The sequence below is a fragment of the Micromonospora sp. ATLC20 genome, assembly GCF_057196585.1.
Map to the genome: position 1 here is coordinate 89,896 of NZ_JBXUOV010000002.1, position 21,051 is coordinate 110,946.

Annotated in this window: 20 protein-coding genes; 11 read left to right on the top strand and 9 right to left on the bottom strand. The window is 73.1% G+C overall.

The genetic code is table 11. The annotated features are described in order from the left end of the window. Nucleotides 1-18: 18 nt before the first annotated feature. From AC2CHG_RS01295 to AC2CHG_RS01310, 4 genes are read left to right on the top strand one after another with little or no spacing between them, the layout of a single operon-like run. On the top strand, nucleotides 19-1,077 hold the full coding sequence (locus AC2CHG_RS01295) for an ABC transporter ATP-binding protein (RefSeq protein ID WP_262013816.1): 1,059 nt from the start codon (nucleotides 19-21) through the stop codon (nucleotides 1,075-1,077). Beyond that, nucleotides 1,077-1,910: an ATP-binding cassette domain-containing protein gene (locus tag AC2CHG_RS01300; RefSeq protein WP_484523993.1), complete on the top strand. Its 834-nt coding sequence runs from the start codon at nucleotides 1,077-1,079 to the stop codon at nucleotides 1,908-1,910. Before AC2CHG_RS01295 ends, AC2CHG_RS01300 begins: the two co-directional genes overlap by 1 nt. A 3-nt stretch (nucleotides 1,911-1,913) precedes the next feature. Further along, nucleotides 1,914-3,383, top strand: coding sequence for an MmgE/PrpD family protein (locus AC2CHG_RS01305; protein ID WP_484523994.1), 1,470 nt, complete (start codon nucleotides 1,914-1,916; stop codon nucleotides 3,381-3,383). After that, entirely contained in the window at nucleotides 3,380-3,904 is a 525-nt protein-coding gene (locus tag AC2CHG_RS01310; RefSeq protein WP_366624286.1) for a nitroreductase/quinone reductase family protein, read from the top strand. The genes AC2CHG_RS01305 and AC2CHG_RS01310 overlap by 4 nt, the downstream gene beginning before the upstream one ends. Before the next feature lie 5 nt (nucleotides 3,905-3,909). Here the strand turns inward: AC2CHG_RS01310 and AC2CHG_RS01315 are convergent, their stop codons facing one another. Next, nucleotides 3,910-4,863: a quinone oxidoreductase family protein gene (locus AC2CHG_RS01315; RefSeq protein WP_366624288.1), complete on the bottom strand. Its 954-nt coding sequence runs from the start codon at nucleotides 4,861-4,863 to the stop codon at nucleotides 3,910-3,912. Nucleotides 4,864-4,873: 10 nt separating this feature from the next. After that, on the bottom strand, nucleotides 4,874-6,130 hold the full coding sequence (locus AC2CHG_RS01320; protein WP_366624290.1) for an FAS1-like dehydratase domain-containing protein: 1,257 nt from the start codon (nucleotides 6,128-6,130) through the stop codon (nucleotides 4,874-4,876). A 210-nt stretch (nucleotides 6,131-6,340) separates the two neighbouring features. Between AC2CHG_RS01320 and AC2CHG_RS01325 the strand changes: the two genes are divergently transcribed. Next, on the top strand, nucleotides 6,341-7,081 hold the full coding sequence (locus tag AC2CHG_RS01325) for a hypothetical protein (RefSeq protein WP_366624292.1): 741 nt from the start codon (nucleotides 6,341-6,343) through the stop codon (nucleotides 7,079-7,081). Next, the gene (locus AC2CHG_RS01330) at nucleotides 7,078-7,887 is read left to right on the top strand and encodes an SDR family NAD(P)-dependent oxidoreductase (RefSeq protein ID WP_484523995.1); all 810 of its coding nucleotides are present in this window, start codon (nucleotides 7,078-7,080) and stop codon (nucleotides 7,885-7,887) included. The genes AC2CHG_RS01325 and AC2CHG_RS01330 overlap by 4 nt, the downstream gene beginning before the upstream one ends. 10 nt (nucleotides 7,888-7,897) lie before the next feature. On the opposite strand, the gene AC2CHG_RS01335 is transcribed toward AC2CHG_RS01330, so the two are convergent. The 4 genes from AC2CHG_RS01335 to AC2CHG_RS01350 are packed head-to-tail and all read right to left on the bottom strand — an operon-like array spanning nucleotide 7,898 to nucleotide 11,333. Further along, on the bottom strand, nucleotides 7,898-8,665 hold the full coding sequence (locus tag AC2CHG_RS01335) for an SDR family NAD(P)-dependent oxidoreductase (RefSeq protein WP_484523996.1): 768 nt from the start codon (nucleotides 8,663-8,665) through the stop codon (nucleotides 7,898-7,900). Beyond that, the gene (locus tag AC2CHG_RS01340) at nucleotides 8,658-9,251 is read right to left on the bottom strand and encodes a nuclear transport factor 2 family protein (protein ID WP_484523997.1); all 594 of its coding nucleotides are present in this window, start codon (nucleotides 9,249-9,251) and stop codon (nucleotides 8,658-8,660) included. Before AC2CHG_RS01340 ends, AC2CHG_RS01335 begins: the two co-directional genes overlap by 8 nt. After that, the gene (locus AC2CHG_RS01345; RefSeq protein WP_484523998.1) at nucleotides 9,244-10,065 is read right to left on the bottom strand and encodes an SDR family NAD(P)-dependent oxidoreductase; all 822 of its coding nucleotides are present in this window, start codon (nucleotides 10,063-10,065) and stop codon (nucleotides 9,244-9,246) included. Before AC2CHG_RS01345 ends, AC2CHG_RS01340 begins: the two co-directional genes overlap by 8 nt. 35 nt (nucleotides 10,066-10,100) lie before the next feature. After that, complete coding sequence (locus AC2CHG_RS01350) at nucleotides 10,101-11,333, bottom strand: MFS transporter (protein WP_484523999.1); 1,233 nt, start codon at nucleotides 11,331-11,333, stop codon at nucleotides 10,101-10,103. A 94-nt stretch (nucleotides 11,334-11,427) separates the two neighbouring features. Here AC2CHG_RS01350 and AC2CHG_RS01355 point away from each other — a divergent pair, with 94 nt between their 5' ends. From AC2CHG_RS01355 to AC2CHG_RS01365, 3 genes are read left to right on the top strand one after another with little or no spacing between them, the layout of a single operon-like run. Continuing rightward, nucleotides 11,428-12,312, top strand: a complete 885-nt coding sequence (locus AC2CHG_RS01355) for an SDR family oxidoreductase (RefSeq protein WP_366624300.1) — start codon at nucleotides 11,428-11,430, stop codon at nucleotides 12,310-12,312. A gap of 37 nt (nucleotides 12,313-12,349) precedes the next feature. Next, nucleotides 12,350-13,498: an acyl-CoA dehydrogenase family protein gene (locus tag AC2CHG_RS01360; RefSeq protein WP_262013851.1), complete on the top strand. Its 1,149-nt coding sequence runs from the start codon at nucleotides 12,350-12,352 to the stop codon at nucleotides 13,496-13,498. A gap of 10 nt (nucleotides 13,499-13,508) precedes the next feature. Further along, nucleotides 13,509-14,654, top strand: coding sequence for an acyl-CoA dehydrogenase family protein (locus AC2CHG_RS01365; protein ID WP_484524000.1), 1,146 nt, complete (start codon nucleotides 13,509-13,511; stop codon nucleotides 14,652-14,654). Between the two features lie 86 nt (nucleotides 14,655-14,740). Here AC2CHG_RS01365 and AC2CHG_RS01370 read toward each other — a convergent pair whose 3' ends face one another. Further along, on the bottom strand, nucleotides 14,741-15,547 hold the full coding sequence (locus AC2CHG_RS01370; protein WP_402813103.1) for an SDR family oxidoreductase: 807 nt from the start codon (nucleotides 15,545-15,547) through the stop codon (nucleotides 14,741-14,743). Beyond that, nucleotides 15,547-16,698, bottom strand: coding sequence for an acetyl-CoA C-acetyltransferase (locus tag AC2CHG_RS01375; RefSeq protein ID WP_402813099.1), 1,152 nt, complete (start codon nucleotides 16,696-16,698; stop codon nucleotides 15,547-15,549). The genes AC2CHG_RS01370 and AC2CHG_RS01375 overlap by 1 nt, the downstream gene beginning before the upstream one ends. 183 nt (nucleotides 16,699-16,881) lie before the next feature. Here AC2CHG_RS01375 and AC2CHG_RS01380 point away from each other — a divergent pair, with 183 nt between their 5' ends. Both AC2CHG_RS01380 and AC2CHG_RS01385 read left to right on the top strand, forming a co-directional pair. Beyond that, on the top strand, nucleotides 16,882-18,486 hold the full coding sequence (locus tag AC2CHG_RS01380; RefSeq protein WP_484524013.1) for a FadD3 family acyl-CoA ligase: 1,605 nt from the start codon (nucleotides 16,882-16,884) through the stop codon (nucleotides 18,484-18,486). 131 nt (nucleotides 18,487-18,617) lie between these two features. Beyond that, nucleotides 18,618-19,838 carry an acetyl-CoA C-acetyltransferase gene (locus AC2CHG_RS01385; RefSeq protein WP_484524001.1) on the top strand — a complete coding sequence of 407 codons (1,221 nt, stop codon included), beginning with the start codon at nucleotides 18,618-18,620 and terminating at the stop codon, nucleotides 19,836-19,838. Nucleotides 19,839-19,924: 86 nt separating this feature from the next. Here AC2CHG_RS01385 and AC2CHG_RS01390 read toward each other — a convergent pair whose 3' ends face one another. Continuing rightward, nucleotides 19,925-21,001, bottom strand: coding sequence for a phosphotransferase family protein (locus AC2CHG_RS01390; RefSeq protein WP_484524002.1), 1,077 nt, complete (start codon nucleotides 20,999-21,001; stop codon nucleotides 19,925-19,927). Between the last annotated feature and the right edge of the window lie 50 nt (nucleotides 21,002-21,051).

The window sequence follows — 21,051 nt, forward strand, 5'->3', positions numbered from 1 at the left end:
CAACCACCAGGAGCTGACATGGCACGTGAAACGGCGCCCGCCGGCACCAGGACCGACGCCACCGGCGGGGCGGCGGACCTGCTGCGCGTGGAGAACCTGAACGTCGAGTTCCCCTCGCCCTCGGGCGGGTGGCAGACGACCGTCCAGGACGTCTCGTTCTCGCTCAAGCCGGGCGGGTCGATGGCTCTGGTCGGCGAGTCCGGGTCGGGCAAGACGGTGACCTCCATCGCGGTCATGGGCCTGACCGGGGCGACCGGAGGGCGGATCGCCTCTGGCCGGATCGTCTTCGACGGCGTGGATCTCACCGCGGGCACCCAGAAGCAGTGGCGGGACCTGCGCGGCCCGGGCATGGGCATGATCTTCCAACAGCCGATCCGCAGCCTCAACCCGGCGTACACCGTCGGGGACCAGATCGCGGAGTCGGTGCGCAAGCACCTGGGCATGAGCCGCAAGCAGGCCCGGGCCCGCGCCGTCGAGATGCTCGACATGGTGCAGATCCCGCGGGCGGCGCAGCGGATCGAGGACTACCCGCACGCGTTCTCCGGCGGGATGTGCCAGCGCGTCATGATCGCGATGGTCATGGCGTGCAACCCGCGCCTGCTCATCGCCGACGAGCCGACGACGGCGCTCGACGTGACGGTGCAGGAAAGGATCCTCGAACTGCTGCGCGACCTGCAGGAGCAGACCGGGGTGGCGCTCCTGTTCGTCAGCCACGACCTCGCGGTGGTGGCCGAGCTGTGCCGGGACGTCGTGGTCATGTACGCCGGCGAGGTGGCCGAGAACGCGCCCTCGGAGCAGCTGTTCTTCCACCCGCGGCACCCCTACACGTCCGGCCTGATCGGCTCGATCCCGAAGCCGGGCCTGAGCACCGACCGGCGGCTGCGCGCGATCCCCGGTGGCATCCCGGCCCCGGGCGCCTGGCCGCACGGGTGCCGGTTCAGCAGCCGGTGCGAGTTCGCCGTGCCGGGACGGTGCGACGTGGCCCACCCCGGCCTGGTCCGTCTCGACGGCGCCGCCGAGCACCATGCCCGGTGCGTGCGGGCCGCGGAGCTCTCTCTGGATGGAGTGACGGTCTGATGAGCCTGCTCGAAGTCGAGAACCTCACGAAGTCGTTCAGTGCCGGCCGGGACTGGCTCGGCCGGCGTACGAAATGGTTGGACGCGGTCAAGGGGGTGAGCTTCACCCTGGAGCGCGGCGAGTGCCTCGCCGTCGTGGGCGAGTCCGGCGCGGGCAAGTCGACGGTCGGGCGCATGGTGCTGCGCCTCATCGAGCCGGACTCCGGCTCGGTGACCTTCGACGGGATCGACGTGCTGGCCACGAAGCCGAAGCAACTGCGCGCCCTGCGCCAGCGGATGCAGATGATCTTCCAGGATCCGTACAGCTCGCTCGACCCGCGAATGACGATCAGGGACGCGGTCGCCGAGCCTCTCCTCGTGCACACCGACAAGGACCGGGCCACCCGCGAGAAGGAGGCCGTCGAGCTGCTCGACAAGGTCGGCATCGGCTCGCGTTACCTGGAGCGCTACCCGGCCGAGCTGTCCGGCGGGCAGTTGCAGCGGGTCGCGATCGCCCGGGCGCTGACGATGAAGCCGAGCCTCATCGTGTGCGACGAGCCGGTCGCGGCGCTTGACGTGTCGGTGCGGGCGCAGGTGCTCAACCTGCTCCGGGACCTGCAGGAGGAGTTGGGCCTGGCGTACCTGTTCGTCTGTCACGACCTGGCCCTCGTCGAGGTCATCGCCGACCGGGTCATGGTGATGGCCTCCGGTGAGGTCGTGGAGACGGACACCACGGACCAGATCTTTGCCAACCCGCGGCAGGAGTACACGAAGAAGCTGCTCGCGGCGATCCCCGTGCCGCTGCCGCGCGACGCGCAGGGCAACCGGCTCGTCGCGCCGGGAAAGGTGGGCTGAACGGTGACCGGCACGGCGGAACCGACCCGGACGCAGCTGCTGGCGCGGTTCGCGACGACGCGCGACGAGGAGATCCCCGAGTCGGTACGCGACTACGGCCGGCTCGTCCTGCTCGACTCGCTCGTCTGCGGGCTGGCGGCGGTGCGGCTGCGGCGCAGCCGCATGGTCCAGCAGGTCGCCGCCCGGTTCGGCGGCCCGGCCGAGGCGACGGTGTTCGGGCTGGAGCAGCGGGTCGCGGCGATCAACGCCGCGCACGCCAACGCGGACATGATGAACGCGCTGGACGCCGACGACACGTTCTTCAACTCGGCGCACTTCGCGGTGTTCGGCGTCGCGGCCGGGCTGGCGGAGGCCGAGCGGCGGCACGCCGACGGGGCGAGCCTGCTGCGCGCGAGCATCATCGCCTTCGAGATCAACGCGCGGCTGAACCTGTCGACCTCGCTCATGGCCTTCGAGGACGGCCAGTTCCGCTGGTCGCCGCTGTCGTCGCACGGTTACGCCTCGATGGGCGCGGCCGCGGCGTGCGCGGTCGTCGGCGGCTGGGAGCCGGAGCGGCTGGCCCACGCGCTCGGCCTGGTCGCCTGGCTGGCCCCGCCGGCGAAGAACTCCTACATGGCCGAGCGGCGCTCGTTCAACGCGTTCAAGTACGGCCCGTACGGCGCGATCGCGCACGCCGGGATGCTCGGCGCGGCGCTGGCCGAGGAGGGCTACACCGGCGACCTGGACGTGCTGGACCGCACCCCGGGCTTCATCGAGGCGATGGGCTTCCTCGGCGGTGAGCGGCACGAGATGGTCGCCGGCCTGGGGTCGAAGTGGTGGATCAGCGAGACGTCGCTCAAGCCGTACCCGACGTGCCGTTTCACCCACGCGGCGCTCGACGCGATCCGCGCGTTCCCGAGCACCCACGGGGTGCCGGTGTCGCAGATCGAGTCCATGGAGATCCGGCTGAGCCCGGCGGCCTACCGGACGTTGCAGTTCCGGGAGCCGGCCCCGCAGATCCCGGACACCGTCGTCGCGCCGCTGGACGGCGCCTTCAACATGCCGTACGCCGCGGCGCTGGCGCTGCTCGGGCACGCACCGGGACCACAGTGGTACGACCCCGAGCGGCTGGCCGACCCGGCGGTGTGGGACCTGGCGCGCCGGATCACGACGGCGCCCGACCCGGTGCTGGACGCGGAGTGGGAGGCCGACCTCAGGGAACATCCGGGCGGCCAGATCCGCCGGACCCGGGGCGCGCTGACGATCCGGGCCGGTGGCCGGGAGTACGTGGTCGAGTCGGACTTCGCCCAGGGTGACCCGTGGGACGACACGACGCGGGCGGACTGGGACTTCGTGACCGGCAAGCTGGCCTCGTTCTGCGACGGGATCCTCGACGCGGACACGCAGGAGCGGCTCGTCGAGGTGGTCCGGGGCATCGCCGACGTCGCCGACGTCACCGAGACGCTGTCACCGCTGCTGGCGCGTGCGCGGTGAGCCGACGGATCGGCGCGGAGACGAGGTCGTTCGCCTCGTACGGCCGGTCGTGGCTGATCGTCATCCGCGGGCCGCGCGGGATGGCGTTCGACCGGTTCCTCGTGCGACGGACCGGGTTCTCGCTCGTGTCGTTGCAGTACGCGCTCGCGGGCAGGTTTCCGTACCATCCCACGCTGCTGCTGACGACTGTGGGCCGGCGGTCCGGGGAACTGCGCGACGCGGCGCTGCCCTACGTGCCGTACGGGAAGGATCTGGTGGTCGTCGGCTCCAAGGGCGGCGGCCCCAAGGACCCCGCCTGGGTGGTCAACGCGCGTCACCACGAACTGTGCTGGATCGTCCTGCGGCGCAGGACGGTCCCGGTGCGGGCGCGGGTGACCGACGGCGAGCGCGACCCGGAGCTGTTCGCGCACGTCGTGGCGCGCAAGCCGAACGTGGGACGCTACGCCGAACGGGCGGCGGGCTTCGGGCGGCAGATCCCGCTCGTCGTCCTGACCGCCGTCTCGGGGGAGTCGCTCACCTGAGCGGCTCAGCCGGTGGTGAGGACGATCCGCCCGACGAACTCGGACGCCTCCAGCCGGTCGTGCGCGGCCGCGGCCTGCTCGAGCGGGTACGTCGCGGCGATCGCGGGGGCGGCGGTCACGGCCGAGAGGGTGAGGGCCTCGCGTAGCTGGCAGGCCACCGCCTCGGGCCCGGGCCGGCCGATGCCGCGCAGCGTCCAGCCCTTGACCATGAGGCGACCCAGGTGCAGGTGGGCGTGGCTGTCCGCGGTGACGCCGCAGGTGACCAGCCGGCCGCCGGGGGCGAGGACCTTGAGCACGTCGGACCAGAGCGTGCCGCCGACCGACTCGACGATGACGTCGACCTCGCCGCCGGGCAGCGCGGCACGCAGGGACTCGACGACGTCGGGGCGGTAGTGGTCCACGACGCCGAGCGCGCCGAGGGCGCGTACCGCGTCGGCCTTCGCCGGGGCGCTGGTGCCGAAGACGCGCGCGCCCAGGTGGTGGGCGTACTGGGCGGCGAAGGTGCCGACCGCGCCCGCGGCGGCGACGACGAGGACCCGGTCGCCGGGGCGTACGCCGGCGAGGTTGACGACCGCGTCGTAGGCGGTGCGTCCGGCGGTGGGCACCGCCGCGGCGTGGACGGCGTCGAGCGCGGCCGGTCGCGGGAAGCAGTGCGTGGCCGGGACGACGGCGTACTCGGCGTGGGCGCCGGTGGTCAGCCCGACGACCGCGTCGCCGGGAGTGAAGCCGGTGACGCCCGGACCGGTGCCGACCACGGTGCCGGCGACGTCCCGGCCGAGGATCGTCGGGCCGGCGACGGCCATCCCGTGGGTGCCGCGACGGATGTAGGTGTCGACCCGGTCCAGGCTGGACGCCTGGACCCGCACGAGCACGTGACCGGGGCCGGGCGCCGGGGCGTCGAGTTGGCCGAGGCGCAGGCTGTCGGGGGAGCCGGAGTCGACGACGTAGCTGGCGAGCACGCGATTCCTCTCAGGGCAGGGCGATGGTGGCGGAGGCGATGACGTGGTCGCCGAGGCTGTTGGTGCCGCGGACGTCGACGGTGACCTGCGTGCCCCCGTCCGCCGGCTGCAGGCCGGTGACGACGCCGTCGAGCGTGCAGGTGTCACCGGGGTGGTTCTGCGCGGCGAGGCGGGTGCGGAAGTCGACGACGCGAGCCTCCGGTCCGGCCCAGTCGGTGAGGTAGCAGTTGACCAGCGCGCTCGAGCCGAGGATGTTCATGTAGACGTCGCGGGCGCCTCGTTCGAGGGCCGCGTCGCGGTCGAGGTGCACGTCGTTGAAGTCGAAGGTCGCGGTCGCCAGTGCCGCGACGGACAGTTGGGTGACGGGGATCGGCCAGGGGGCGAGGCGTTGCCCGATGCTCACCTCGGCCCCTGCACGGGTGCTCGTGCGGCGTTCGGGCCGGGGGGCGGTGAGCACCGGCAGGATCTGGCCGTCGCGGGTGCGTCGGTGCGCCACGACGACCGGCATGCCGTCGTGCACGAGGTCGGGGCGCAGGTACGCGACGTCTCCGGTGAAGCGGGTCCCGTCGGCGAGGTCGGCGCTGCCGACGAGGTAGGGGCGCTCGTCGAGCGGGGCGGCGGCGTAGCCGGGTTGCAGGTGCGCGGTCAGGGTGCCGGTGGTGCCGGCCGGCGGCAGGTCGACCGGGGCGGCGGTGGCCGGGCGTACGGGGCGGGCGAGGCGGTCCCCGGGCGTCGCCGGGACCTCGGTCCGGGTCGCCGGGTTCCAGCGGAGCATCCGCAGGACGACGCGCCCGACCGGCTCGCCTTCGACGGTGCGGTAGTCGCTGACGAGGTCGACGAAGTGGCCCCGGCCGAGCCGGGTGGACTTCTCGGGAGAAACAGCGCCGATAGAGGGGAACTGCTCCAGGTGGTCGCCGGGGCGCAGCGGGCGTACGTAGGTGTGCTCCGTCTGCACCGCGGCCACCGAGGTGAACCCGCGCGTGGCGAGGACCTCGTTGACCCGGTCGAGGCTCTCGGCGTGGCGGTGAGCGCGCCTGTTGCCCGGCAGGGTCCACATGTTCAGCGAGGTCGCCGGGGCCACGATGCCGCCCCAGGCCGAGCGGGCGGCCCACCGGGGGTCCTGGTACGCGGGGTTCTCGTCGCCGACGGCCTCGCACCAGATGCGGATGGCTGCTTCGGTGATCGCGTCCTTGGCCCGGCGTGGCGGGTCGGTGAGGCCGATCAGAGCGTCGAGTCGGGCGCGGAAATCCGCGTCACTGCCGGTCATGGTGCTCCTCTTGCGGACATCGGTGTCAACCAAGCGCTTGCTTGACTCTATGGCCGACGCTGCCCTAGGGTCAAGGCTCGCAACGCCGGCCGCGCCCGGCGGCGACACCGGACTGATCGCGCGTCACCAGCGCTCCGACCCGTGAAGAGGGCCGAGATGCTCCCGAGCAACCCAGCGACAGCCACCCGAGCCTTCTTCTCGTTTCCGAAGGTGACCGACCCCGCCCGCCATCGCGACTACAACGCGTGGCATCAACTCGACCACCGCCCCGAGAACCTCGCCCTGCCCGGTGTCGTGCACGGCGACCGCTGGGTACGTACCCCCGCGTGCGAGCGGCTCGGCAGCTACCCCGATCCCGCCCTCGCCGGCAGCCAGTACATGGCGATGTACTGGTTCGCCGAGCCGGCCGCAGACGCGGTCGCCGAGTGGAAGGACCTCGGCGACCGGGCGATCCACCAGGGTCGCCGTCCGGAGCTGGCCTGGACCGAACGGCCGATGACCCGGATGTTCCGTCCCGTCCAGGGCCACGTCGCCCCCCGGGCCCTCGTCACCCTCGCCGCGCTGCCGTTCCGGCCCCACCGCGGGGTGTACGTCGAGGTGAGCCAGGTCGAGACGTCCCAGCGCCCCGACGTGGCCGACCTGTCCCGGTTCGAGCACGAGACCCAGGTGCCCGACCTGCTCGCCCGCGACGGCGTCGCGGGCGTGTGGACCTTCCGCAGCGCCCCGAGCCGCAGCCGCCCCGACGGACCCGTCGTGCGGATCCGGCTCACCTACCTCGAAGCCGACCCGGTCGAGTTCGCGCGGGCCCTGGCCGCGGACCCGCTGGCGGCCCCGCCCGCGGCGCTCGCCGGCACGGCCACCCCGCTGTTCACCGGCCCCCTGGCCACCATCACACCCTGGGAGTGGGACTGGTTCGACGAGCCTGCCCCGGCGACGGACAGCGTGGCATGAGCGAAGCCACCGCCGGACTGTTCGAGCGCTACGGGCCCTGGGCCCTGGTCGTCGGCGGTTCCGAGGGGGTCGGCGCCGCGTTCGCCGAGCAGCTGGCCCGGGCCGGCCTCGGCATCGTGCTCGTCGCCCGCAAGCCGGTGGCCCTCGGCGAGACCGCCGACCGGGTCCGGGCGCACGGGGTCCCGTGCCGCGTGCTCGCCCTGGACCTGCTCGACGCGGACGCGACCGCCCGGATCGTCGAGGCCGTCGCCGACCTCGACCTCGGCCTGCTCGTCCTCAACGCGGGCGCGAACACCTACCGCAGCCGCTTCGTCGAGGCGGACCTCGCCCGGGTCCGGGCCGTCATCGATCTCAACGTCACCCGCCCGCTCGAACTCTGCCGGGAACTCGGCGCCCGGCTCGCCGCACGGGGCCGCGGCGGCATCCTCGTCGTCGGCTCCTCGGCCGGCTACCTCGGCCACGCCGACATCGGCGTCTACGCCGCCGCAAAGGCCTTCACCCGGATCTTCACCGAGGGCCTGTGGCTCGAGCTGCGGCAGGTGGGTGTCGACGTGCTGCACCTGGTGCTCGGGCTCACGGCGACCCCCGCCATGGAGCGCGCCGGCCTCGACCTGACCGGCGCGGCCGACCCGGCCGACGTCGCCGCCCAGGGGCTGGTGGCCCTGCGCGCCGGCCCGGTGCACGTGGTGCGCCAGCAGGCCGACGTCGCCGCGCGGCGCTCCGGCCCGGACCGGGCCGCCCTCGTCGCCGGCAACCACGGCGGGATGCGGGCGATGCTCGGCGGCCCGGGCCCCGACCCGAGCTGACCGACCGCGTTCACTGCGTGACGGTCCACCCGCCGTCGACGACGAGCAGCGCCCCGTTGACGTACGAGGCCAGCGGCGAGAGCAGGAAGAGGATCGGCCAGGCGATCTCGTCCGCCGTGGCCATCCGGTGGCTCGGCACCCGGGCCAGCACGGACTGCCCCGTCGGGGACCCGGCGAAGCCCCGCAGCCTCGGGGTGTCCACCATGCCGGGGGCGACCGCGTTGGCCCGTACGACATCGGCCCGGTGCGCGGCCAGATGCCGGGTGTAGCCGACGATCGCTGCCTTCGCCGCGCTGTACCAGTCGGAGGCGGTGCCCACGGCGGTGCCGGCGACCGAGGCGGTGTTCACGAGGGTCGCCCCGGGCGGGGCCTGTTCGAGCCAGGCCCGGGTCACCGACCGTACGCTGCCGACACACAGCCGCACGGCGTGGTCGAAATCGAGCTCGATCGCCGAGGACGGGCCGGCGTTGTTGACGAGGTGACGTACCGGCCCGTACGCCGAGCAGGTCCCGGCCAGGGCCGCGCGCACGGCCCGCTCGTCGGCGACGTCGACCACGTGGGGGTCGATCACCCCGCCCGCCGCGCGGACGGCGGCACTCACCGCCGTGAGGGCGGCGGCGTCGAGGTCCCACGCGGACACCACGAGTCCCTGGGCGGCGGCCGTCGCCGCGGTCGCCGCGCCGATCCCGCTGCCGGCCCCGGTCACCACGACGACGTCGCCCGTACGGAAGCCGAGCCGCGGCGCGTCGGCGCCGACCCCCGGCCGCGGGTCACTCACAGGGGCGCCCGGGCTCGCCGGCCGGGTCCGGCCCGGCCTCCGCAGCCGGGCCGCCGGGCGGCCACGGGCGGCTGATCGGGTCGGAGGCGTCGCGGGCTCCCCGCAGTGACGCCTCGGGGATCGGCCACTGGCCGGCGAGGTCGTCGACCCGCTGCCACTCCGAGACGGTGAGACGTTCCTGCACCCGCCACTCGCCCGCGCGCCGGGTGACCAGGTCGACGTAGCGGAACCCGCTGATGATGTTGCCGCGTGGCGGCTCGGAGGTGCTGCGCTGCAACGCGATGCCGTACGTCTCGGCCCGGGCGCGGTCCGGGTCGGCCGGGTCGAGTTCGACCAGGATGTTCGTCAGGTAGTGCATCGTCATGGTGCGCCGCGCCACGAGCGCGAAGACCATGTCCAGCATCGTGTCCCGGTCGGCAGTGGTCCCGCCGAGGGTGATCCGGGCGTCCGGGTGGAAGGCGCTCGCAGCCAGGTCCCGGTCCATCCGGTCGATCCCGCGCGCATAGCGCAGCAGGGCCCGCTCGACGGCCCGCTCGGCGAGCAGCGCGTCCAGCTCGACCGGGAGGGACCGCGACGGCTCAGACACCGAAGCCTCCGTCGACGTCGAGCTTCTGCCCGGAGATGAAGCCGGCCCGGTCGCTGGCCAGGAAGCAGGCGGCCTCGGCGATGTCGAGGGCGCTGCCGAACCGCCGCAGCGGAGTCGAGGACCGGGCGACGGCCAGGGCGCGCTCGTCGAGGTCCCCCGAGGAGATCAGCCGCTCGGCCATCCCGTCGGTGAGCATGCCCGGCCCGACGCAGTTGAACCGGATGCCGAAGCGGCCCTCCTCGTTGGCGAAGGCCCGTACGAGCGCCTCGACCGCCGCCTTCGGCGCGGCGGACAGGCCGTCCCGGGCGGGGTAGCGCGTCGTCGCCGCGGTCGTGATCGCCACGACGTTGCCTCGGCTGTGCCGCAGGGCCGGGAGGCAGGCCGAGACCAGCGTGAAGAAGGCGGTCGTGTCGTTTGCGACCTGCGTGGCGAACTGCTCGGGGCCCACTTTGGACAGGTGCCGCATGGGCACGTGCGGCCCGGCCGCGTGCACGACCGTGTGCAGTGGCCCGCGGCTTCCGGTGAGCTCCGCCATGAGCGCGGCGGTGGCCTCGGCGTCGGTGAGGTCGAGGTGGTGCGCCGAGTGCGTGCCGGACGCGACGGGCGGCAGTTCGTCGAGCACCTGCCGGGCGGCGCCGGCGTCGCTGCGGTAGGTGATCGCCACCGCCGACCCTCGGCGCGCCAGCTCGCGGGCGATGACCCGGCCGAGGCCGCCGGTGCCGCCGGTGACGAGCGCGACGCCGGCGCGGTGGACGAAGTCGGCGGGCACGGGCAGCACCGCCGCGGGTGCGGTCGAAGAGGGCTGGTCGGTCACGACAACTCCTGAGGAGGTGGGAGGGCCGGGGTCGGTCACGTAGTGGGAATGGGGTCGGCGCGTCCGCGACGCAACCACAGGAGCACCGTGGCGGCCGTGGCCAGGCATGCGGCGGCGTACAGCAGGAACGCAGTCGTGGAGCCGAGCCACGTGCTCAGCCCGCCGAGCAGGAGTGCGCCGAACGGCATGCCACCCCAGCCGAGGAAGTAGAGGCTCATCACCCGGCCGCGCTGCGCGTCGTCGACGACCTTCTGGATCACCGTCTGCAGGGTCACCATGGCGCCGATGCTGAACGTGCCGCACAGCAGCGCGGCCGCCGCGAGCACGGGCACCGTCGTGGCGGCGCCGAGCAGGGCGTTGCTCAGGCCGAGCAGAACGAGGGTGACAGCGGCGTGCCACACGGTGGCGATGCGCTCGGAGAGGCGGGCCACGACGAGGATCCCGAGGAGCGAGCCCAGCCCGGTCAGCGCCACGAGCACGGGGAAGACCGGGTCCGGGTTGTCAGTGGTCGCGGCCGCCCGGACGGGGAGCTGGGTGGTGAAGGCGCACCCGAAGAACGCGTTCACCGCGACGATGACGAGGCAGAGCGCGGCCGGAGGACGCTCGCGGGCGTGCCGGATCCCGGCGCGTACCTGGGTGGCCAGGCTCTCGCGGGCCACCCGGACGGCCGGCGGGATGCGCCGGGTGCGGACCGCTACCGCGGCGGCGGCCGCGGCGAGGGTGAGCGTCGCGTACATCACGAACGTGCCCAGCGGTCCCCAGGCCACGAGGATCAGCCCGGCGACCGCGGGGCCGATCGAGCGGGCGAGGTTGAGCCCGGCCGCCTGGATCGGGACGGCATGGCCGAGCGCCTCGGCCGGGACGGTGTTTGCCACGAGTGCCTGGGTCACGGGGGACAGGAAGCTGATTCCGGTGCCGGCGAGGAAGGCGAGCCCGAGCATCACGGGCAGGGCGACGATCCTGGCCGCGATCGTCGCCGCGCAGACCCCGGCCAGGACGGTGGTCGCCAGGAGCACGCCGATCTGCAGCCGCCGCCGGTCGACGGCGTCGGCCAGCACCCCGGCCGGGATGGAGAAGAGCGTGAACGGCACGAGCAGACAGAAGAAGAGCGCCCCCATCGTCGCCGGGGTGGCGTCGCTCTCGATCAGCACCGACTGGAAGGCGATGTTGCAGCCCCAGTAGCCGGCCTGGGACAACACCAGGGTCAGGAGTACGAAGCGGAAGTCTCGGAATTGCAGGGCCGAGAACATTTTCACGTCTTTCGCCATCCTTCTGTCGTTTCCGGGACCCTACCAAGCGCTTGCTTGCATCGCTAGTGTCGGGTGTGGTTTTCTTCCCGTACCTCGAGTGAAAGGGCGTGCCGTGAGCGGCTTCTGCGCAGGACGAACGGTGATCGTGACCGGTGCCGGACAGGGACTGGGCCGGGTCCACGCCCTCGAATTCGCCCGGCAGGGCGCCGACGTCGTCGTCAACGACATCGAGAGCAGCCGGGAGGCGGCCCAGACCGTCGTCGACGAGATCCGCGCACTGGGCGGTCGCGCGGTCGTCAGCACCGGCGACGTCAGCGACTGGGCCTACGGCGAACGCCTCGTGCGCGAGACGGTCGAGACCTTCGGCGGGCTGCACACCCTGGTCAACAACGCCGGCATCAACCGCGACCGGATGCTTGTCAACATGAGCGAGCAGGAGTGGGACCTCGTCCTGCGGGTCGACCTCAAGGGACACTTCGTCCCGATGCGCCACGCCGCCGCCTACTGGCGGGACGCGGCCAAGGCCGGCCGCCCGGTCGCCGCGCGCGTCGTCAACACGTCCTCCGGCGCGGGGCTCATGGGCAGCGTCGGACAGGGCAACTACGGCGCCGCCAAGGCCGGCATCGCCGCCCTGACCCAGATCGCGGCCGCCGAGTGGGCCCGCTACGGCATCGTCGTCAACGCGATCGCCCCCTCGGCCCGTACCCCGATGACCGAGGCCGTCTTCGCCGAGGCGATGGCCGCCCCCACGACGGGCTTCGACGCGATGGACCCGGCCAACGTCTCCCCGCTCGTGGTCTGGCTCGGCTCCGACGCCGCGCAGGCCGTCAGCGGTGCCGTCTTCGAGGTCGCCGGCGGTGAGGTCTCGCTCGCCGACGGCTGGCGCCACGGGCTGGCTGCCAACAAGGGCAGGCGGTGGGAGCCGGAGGAGCTCACCGACGTGGTCGCCGACCTCATCGCCCGCTCCGAGCCGCCGACCCCCGTCTACGGTGCCTGACATGGGTGCCGACGCAGCGCCGGCCACCGGTGCGCCGATGAGCGACGAGCAGTTCCGGGCCGAGATCCGCGGCTGGCTGCGGGAGGCCCTCACCGGGCCGTTCGCCGAGGCGGTCGGCACCGGCGGCGAGGGACGCGAGCACGAGGCGCACGAGCTGCGCCGCGAGTGGGAGCGCCACCTTGGCCGGGCCGGCTGGATCGGTCTCTCCTGGCCCACCGAGTACGGCGGCCGCCCCGCGACCCTCGCCCAGCAGGTCATCTTCCACGAGGAGTACGCACGCGCCGGCGCACCCGGCCGGCTCGGGCACATGTCCGAGCAGCTGCTCGGACCCACCCTGCTCGCATTCGGCACGCCGGAACAGAAGGCCCGCTTCCTGCCCCGCATCACCAGCGGCGAGGACATCTGGTGCCAGGGCTACTCCGAGCCCGGCGCGGGCTCGGACCTCGCCGGCGTGCGCACCCGCGCCGAGCGCCGGGGCGACCACTACGTCATCACCGGGCAGAAGGTGTGGACCTCGCTCGCGCACCTGGCCGACTGGTGCTTCGTGCTGTGCCGCACCGACCCCGGCTCGACCCGCCACGCGGGCCTGTCCTACCTGCTGGTGCCGATGGACCAGCCCGGCGTGACGGTTCGCCCGATCACCCAGCTGACCGGCACGAGCGAATTCAACGAGGTCTTCTTCGACGAGGCCGTCGCCGCCGTCGAGCACCGCGTCGGCGCCGAGGGCGAGGGCTGGAAGGTCGCCATGGGCACCCTGGGCTTCGAGCGCGGCGTGTCCACCCTCGGCCAGCAGATCGGCTTCCGCCGGCGCCTCGACGACGTCATCGCCCGGGCCCATTCCAACGGCGCCTGGCAGGAGCCGGCGCTGCGTGACCGCCTCGTCGACGCCTACATCGGGCTCGAGGTGATGCGGCACTCGGCGGTGCGGCTGCTCGCGTCCGCCGGTGAAGGGCTGTCCGGTCTGGAGGCGTCGATCTCCAAGCTCCAGTGGGCCACGTGGAACCGCTCGCTGGGCGAGCTCGCGGTCGACGTCGAGGGGGCCGGGGCGCTGCTCACCGGGCCCGGGTACGAGCTGGACGACGCCCAGACCCACTTCCTCTTCAGCCGCGCCAACACGATCTACGGCGGCTCCAACGAGATCCAGCGCAACATCATCGCCGAGCGCCTGCTCGGCCTGCCCCGATGAGGTGAGGACGATGACCGGAACGCACGCCGACCCTCGTGCCGTGGCCGAGCCGTCGCATGCGGAGACAGCCGAGGACCTCGCCGAGATCCGTGCCTCCGTCGCCGAGGTGCTGGACGGGCAGGCCGACCTGCGCCGAACCCACGAGGTCATGGTCGGGGAACAGGGCTACGACCCGCTGCTGCACGACCTGCTCACGGCCGAGCTGGGCCTGCTCGGCCTCGTCGTACCGGAGCACCTCGGCGGGCTCGGCCTGGACGTGCCCGCCGCGACCGCCGTGATCGAGGAGCTCGGGGCCCGGCTCGTGCCCGGCGCGCTCGCGACGAGCCTCACCGCGATCCTCGCCGCCCGCGCCCTCGGCCCGAGCGCCGAGCCCCTGCTGGCACGCGTCGTGGACGAGCAGCTGACCCTGGCCGTCGCGCTCGCCGAGGACGGCGCGGGCTGGGATCTCGGGCAGACCGCAACCCGGGCCACCGGCGCCGGGGACGAGTGGGCGCTGACCGGGACGAAGACCCTCGTCGCCGGGGCCGAAGCCGCCCGGGCCTTTCTCGTCACCGCCCGCAACGGCGGCGGTGAGCTCGGCGTCTACGCCGTGGACCGGTCCGCCGACGGGGTGGACGTGCGGACGCACATGACGCTCGACCAGACCCGGCGGCTGAGCACCGTGCACCTGCGCGGGGCCGCCGCCACCCGGGTCGACGCCCCCGGTGGCGACGGTGCCCGGGTGCTGCTGGACCACGTACGCGCCATGCTCGCGCTGGAATCGGCGGCCGCCGCCCGCGTCTGCCTCGACCTCACCGTCGACTACCTCAAGGTCCGGGAGCAGTTCGGCCGCCCGATCGGGTCGTTCCAGGCCCTCAAGCACCGCTGCGCCGACCTCGCCGTCGCGGTCGCCGGGGCGCAGGCCACTGCCGACCACCTCGTCACGACGCTCCGCACCGGGGCCGCCACCCGCTCGCACGACGCGGCGCTGGCCAAGCTCGTGTGCGCCGACACGCTGATGACCGTCGCCGCCGAGGCGATCCAGTTGCACGGTGGCATCGGGTTCACCTTCGAGCACCACGCACACCTGTTCTTCAAGCGCGGCAAGTCGGCCCAGCTGCTGGCCGGTTCTCCGGCGGCGGTCCGCGCCGAGGTGGCCGCGCTCGCCGGCCTCTGAGCGAGCCGCCGAACTCCACGGCAGGCAGGAGCGGAGGGGCCGCACCGAACCGGTGCGGCCCCTCCGCCGTACGTGCGCCGCGGCGCTCAGCCGAGCGGACCTGTGCCGGGCGGCTGGGCGGCCAGGTGCCGCGACGGGATCTCCCCACCACCGTCGACGACGATCTCGGTGCCGGTGACGTAGGTGGACAACGGTGAGACCAGCAACAGGCAGGCCGCGGCGATGTCGGCCGGGGTGGCCATCCGACGCATGGGGATGGTCCGCGCCACGCGGTCCTGCCCCGCCTCGTCGCCGTAGTAGAGATGCGACAGCTCGGTCTGTACGAGACCCACGGTCACCTGGTTGACCCGTACGGCGGGCGCGAAGTCGAGCCCGAGGCACCGGGTCAGCATCGTCAGGCCCGCCTTGGCCGCGGCGTACGCGGCGGTGTCCGGGGCCGGGTTTGCTCCGGCGACCGAGCCGATGTTGATGATCGTCCCGCTGCCCTGACGCTGCATGACCTCGTTGGCCTGCTGCGCGACGTAGAACGGGGCGAGCAGGTTGAGCGTGACGACCGCGGAGACGAAGCGGGGGGACACCGTCGCGGTGTCGGCGCTCGGTGCGCCACCGGCGTTGTTGACCAGGATGTCGAGCCGGCCGAACCGGTCCACCGCCGCGGCGACGAGGGCCTTGGCCTGCTCCGGATCGCGTACGTCCGACTGGACGAAGACGGGCGTGCGCCCGTCGATGCCGGGCAGTTGCTCGGGCTCGCTGCGGCCGCACACGAGCACCCGCGCCCCGGCCTTGAGGAAGGCGCGGGTGATCTCGGCGCCGATGCCACGGGTGCCGCCGGTGACGACGGCGACCTGGCCGGTCAGGTCGACGCCGCCGGGCGTCGCGGGGGAGTGGGTCATCAGAGCCTCTCGATGATCGTGACGTTGGCCTGGCCGCCGCCCTCACACATCACCTGCAGGCCGTAGCGGCCGCCGGTGCGCTCGAGCTCGTGCAGGAGGGTGGTCATCAGCCGGGCGCCGGTGGCGCCGAGCGGGTGGCCCAGGGCGATCGCGCCGCCGTTGACGTTGACCCGCTCCGGGTCGGCCCTCGTCTCCTGGAGCCAGGCGAGCACGACCGAGGCGAACGCCTCGTTGATCTCGAACAGATCGATGTCGTCGATCGACAGCCCGGTGCGTTCGAGCGCGTGGGCGGTGGCAGGGATCGGGGCGGTGAGCATCAGCACCGGGTCGTCGGCGCGTACCGACAGGTGGTGGATCCGGGCGCGCGGGGTCACCCCGTGCTCGGCCACGGCCCGCTCGCTCATGACGAGCAGGGCCGCCGCGCCGTCGCAGATCTGGCTCGCCACGGCGGCGGTGACCCGGCCGCCCGGGGTCAGCGGGTCGAGGGCGGCCATCTTCTCCAGGCTCGTGTCGGCGCGCGGACAGGTGTCGGTGTCGACGTCGCCGACGGCGCGGATCTCGCGGCTGAAGCGGCCCTCGGCGATGGCCCGCAGGGCCCGCTCGTGGCTGCGCAGGGCGAAGCGCTCCATGTCCTCCCGGCTGACGCCCCACTTCTCGGCGATCATCTCGGCCGAGCGGAACTGCGAGATCTGCTCGTCGCCGTAGCGCTTGCGCCAGCCGATCGACCCGGAGAAGGGGTCGTCGAAGCCGTACTGCTGACCGGTGAGCATCGCGGCCGAGATGGGGATGGCGCTCATGTTCTGCACGCCCCCGGCGACGACGACGTCGTTGACTCCGGCCATGACGGCCTGGGCCGCGAAGTGCACCGCCTGCTGGCTCGAGCCGCACTGCCGGTCCACGGTGACGCCGGGTACGTGCTGCGGGAGGCCGGCGGCGAGCCAGGCGGTGCGGGCGATGTCACCGGCCTGTGGGCCGATGGTGTCGACGCAACCGAACACGACGTCCTCGACGGCGCCGGGGTCGATGCCCGAGGAACTCATGAGGCTGGTGAGCGCGGCGGCTCCCAGGTCGGCCGAGTGGATGTCGGCGAGCGCGCCACGGCGTCGCGTGACGGGGGTGCGGACGGCGTCCACGATGTATGCCTCTGCCACCGGGTTCCCTTCCTTCAAATGCCTCACCGGTCGGTGCCGCAGGCCGGATCGGTTGAGTCGGCGTGGCTCGCCGACGCTGGCCGCCGGCGTCGCCACCGCTAGTCTAGCAAGCGCTTGGTTGGTAGTCTGTGCTTCGTTTCCAACAAGTGACCGGCTCCGCGTGAGGAGATGTGCGTGAGTGACGTGTTGACCACGATCCCCGCCCTGCTGCGGCAGGCCGCGCAGGACGCCGCCGAGCTCGAGGCCCTTGTCGACGGGGACGTGCGGATGACCTTCGCCGAGCTCGACGCGGCCGTCAACCGGTTCGCGCGGGCCGCGGTCGCGCACGGTCTCGAGCCGGGGGACCGCGTCATCGTCTGGGCCCCGAACAGCGCCGACTGGGTCGTCAGCGCCCTCGGCGTGCTGGCCGCGGGGGGCGTGCTGTGCCCCGTCAACACCCGCTTCCGTGGTGAGGAGGCACGGGCCGTCATCGCCAAGGTCCGGGCCACGATGCTCGTCCTGGACGACGCCTTCCTGGACACCCACTACCTGGCCGCGCTGCGCGGTGACGGACCGTCACCGGCGGTCGGCCGCCCCGTGCCACTGCTGCCCTCGGTGCGTACCGTCGTCGACCTGTCCGCCACCGGCCGCGAGCAGACCGATCACGGCGTGTGGTCCCTGGAGGGCTTCACCGCGCTGGCCGACCAGGTCGACCCCGCAGTCGTGGACGAACGGATCGCCGCCCTCGCCCCGGAGGACGTGTCCGACATCCTGTTCACCTCCGGCACCACCGGCTACCCCAAGGGCGCGATGGTCTCGCACGCCTCGAACCTTCGCGTCGACAGGGAGTGGGCCCGCCTCGTCGGACTGCGGCGAGCCGACCGTTATCTCATGGTCAACCCGTTCTTCCACAGCTTCGGCTACCGGGCCGGCATCCTGGCCTGCCTCGTCACGCGCGCCACGATCATCCCGGTCGCCGTGTTCGCCGTCGAGACCGTGCTGCGTCTCATCGAGCAGGAACGGGTCACGGTCTTCCCCGGCGCACCCACCGTCTACACCTCCCTGCTCGAACACCCCGACCTCGGCAGATACGACCTCAGCTCGGTACGCCTGGCCGTCACCGGCGCCACGATCGTGCCGGTGCCGCTGCTGCGCCGGATGCGCGAGGAACTCGGCTTCCGTGACGTCATCACCGCCTACGGCCTGACCGAGACGTGCGGCACCGCGACCGTGTGCCCGCCCGACGCCGGCCTCGAGCGGATCTCGACCAGCTGCGGGCGGGCGATCCCGGGCACCGAGTTGCGGATCGCCGGTCTCTACGGACAGGCGCTGCCGGCCGGGGAGTCGGGCGAGGTCCTCGTGCGTGGCTACAACGTGATGTCGGGCTACTTCGAGGACCCGGTCGCCACAGCGCAGGCCATCGACGAGGACGGCTGGCTGCACACCGGTGACGTCGGGTGGGTCGACGAGGACGGCTACCTGCGCATCACCGACCGGATCAAGGACGTCTACATGGTCGGGGGCTTCAACGTCTACCCCGCCGAGGTCGAGCGTGTGCTGTCCGAGCATCCCGCCGTCTTCGACGTCGCAGTCGTCGGGGTCGCCGACGCGCGGATGGGCGAGGTCGGCAGCGCCTTCGTGCAGACCGTTCCCGCCTGGAACGGGGACGAGTCGGCGCTCATCGGCGAGCTCGAGGCGTGGTGCCGGGAGCGGCTGGCCAACTTCAAGCGCCCGCGCAGCTTCACCATCGTTCCGGCACTGCCACGAACCGCGAGCGGAAAGATCCAGAAGTTCAAGCTCACCGGGTGAGCCCGGCGATGCGCTTCGTGCGGGCGCACCGGCCCCGGTGCCCTGCTCGCCGGCAGGCCCGACGCCCCGACCAGACCTGACACCGACGGCACCGCCGTCACGGGCGCCAGCCCGAGAACCGGAGGACACCAATGCAGGACGCAGTCATCGTCGCCGCGGCGCGCTCGCCGATCGGCCGGGCCTTCAAGGGGTCGTTGGCCTCGATGCGGGCCGACGACCTGGCCACCCAGATGGTCCAGGCGGCCCTGGCCCAGGTGCCGGCGCTGGATCCGGCCCAGATCGACGACCTCATGCTCGGCTGCGCGCAACCGGCCGGCGAGCAGGGCTGGGGCCTCGCGCGCGTCGTCGCGGTCGAACTCGGGCTCGACCGGGTCCCCGGGACGACCGTGCAGCGGTACTGCGCATCGAGCCTGCAGACGACCAGGATGGCGCTGCACGCCATCCGCTCCGGTGAGGCGGACGTGCTCGTCTCCGCCGGGGTCGAGGCCGTCTCGCGCTTCGCCGCCGGCAAGGCCGACGGCATGCCGGACACGAAGAACCCGATCTTCGCCGCGGCGGGGGAGCGCACCGCCACCCGCGGACGGGGTGGCGCCGGCCCGTGGACCGACCCACGCGACGCGAATGAACTGCCCGACGTCTACATCGCGATGGGCGAGACCGCCGAGAACGTCGCGAGCCACCGTGGGGTGAGCCGCGCCGAGCAGGACGAGTGGGCCGCCACGAGCCAGCAGCGGGCCCAGGCCGCGATCGAGTCGGGCTTCTTCACCACCGACATCACGCCGGTGACCCTCGCCGACGGCACCGTCGTGGCCACCGACGACTGTCCTCGCGCCGGGGTGACAGGCGAGTCGCTGTCCGGCCTCAAGCCGGTCTTCCGGCCCGACGGTACGGTGACCGCGGGCAACTGCTGCCCGCTCAACGACGGCGCGGCCGCCCTCGTCATCATGTCCAGCCGCAAGGCCGCCGAACTCGGCGTCACGCCGCTGGCCCGGATCCTGTCCACCGGTGTCTCGGCGATCTCGCCGGAGATCATGGGTCTCGGTCCGGTCGAGGCGTCGAGGCGGGCCCTCGCGCTGGCCGGGCTCTCGATGGCCGACATCGATCTGGTAGAGCTCAACGAGGCGTTCGCCGCTCAGGTCGTCCCGTCCATCTCGGACCTCAAGGCCAATCCGGAGCGGGTGAACGTCCACGGTGGCGCGATCGCCCTGGGCCACCCGTTCGGTCAGACCGGAGCGCGGATGACGACGACGCTCATCAACGGGCTGCGGGCCCGGGACGGCCAGTTCGGCCTCGAGACGATGTGCACGGCCGGTGGCCAGGGCATGGCGATGGTCATCGAGCGCCTCTCCTAGGCGGGTGTGTCGACGTCCCCGGTCGAACCGGGGACGTCGACACCTGGCTCATGCCACCACTCCGAGTGGGTACGGCCGGGCGCGGATCAGGGCCGGGGCAGCGCCGCGGCGAGGGCCGCCGCCCGGCCGGCGAGGGCTGCCGACTGCTTGGCGAACGAGGCCGCGGTGCGGTCACCACCGCTCATCGCGCCCTGCGCGACCCTGGCGTACACGCCCTCGACGATGCACGCGGTCTTCCACCAGTTGTAGGCGACGAAGTAGTCGATCCGCTCCGGGTCGGTGCCGGTGGCGAGGCAGTACCGGGAGAGCAGGTCGTCCCGGGTCGAGAAGCCGGGCCGGACCGTGGCCGGGTCGTACAGCGCGCGGGCCGTGTCGCCGGCCTGCGCCCAGTAGACGAGCAGCTGGCCGACGTCGGCCAGCGGGTCTCCGACGGTGGTCAGCTCCCAGTCGAGCACGCCCTGGACCCGCCATCGAGCGTCGAGCATGCAGTTGTCGAGGCGGAAGTCGCCGTGCACGATCCCGGAGCGGGACTGTTCGGGCGCCGCGGCCGCGAGGTGCTCGTGCGCGGTCTGCAGATCGGGCAGGTCGCGGATCCTGCTCCGGCGCCAGTTCTCGTGCCAGCGCCCGAGCTGGCGGGTGAGGTAGTCACGGCGACGGGCCAGACCTCCCAGCCCGATGACCTCCGGGGCGAGTCGGTGCACGGCCACGAGAGCGTCGACGAGCGTGGGGCCGATGAGCGAGCGGTCGGCCTCGGTGGTGAGCCGATCGACGTCGGCAGGGCTGCGCAGAATGACGCCGTCGAGGTGCTCGAGTACGACGAGAGGCGCGCCGGCCACCTCGCCCGTCTCCTCGACCGCGAGCACTCGCGGCACCGGAAGGTGGCCGTGCAGCCCGCGCAGGATCCGCGCCTCGCGCAGTACGTCGTGTGCGGTGGCCGGGTGGTTTCCGAGCGGTGGACGGCGCAGCACGACGACGTGGCCGGCCGCGTCGGTGATCCGGTAGGTCAGGTTGGAACGCCCTCCGGCGATGACCTCGTGGCGGAGGTTCCCCTGCAACTCGGGCACCGCGCGGCCGAGCCAGGCGTCGACGCCCGCGGGTAGCCCGGCGTGCCGGGTGGTGTCGATCGGGGCCGGACCTGTCCGGGCGTGACCTGCTGCCGTCATGGGCGCGCCTCCTCTTCAGGGAGCCACCCTAGCAAGCGCTTGGTTGTCTG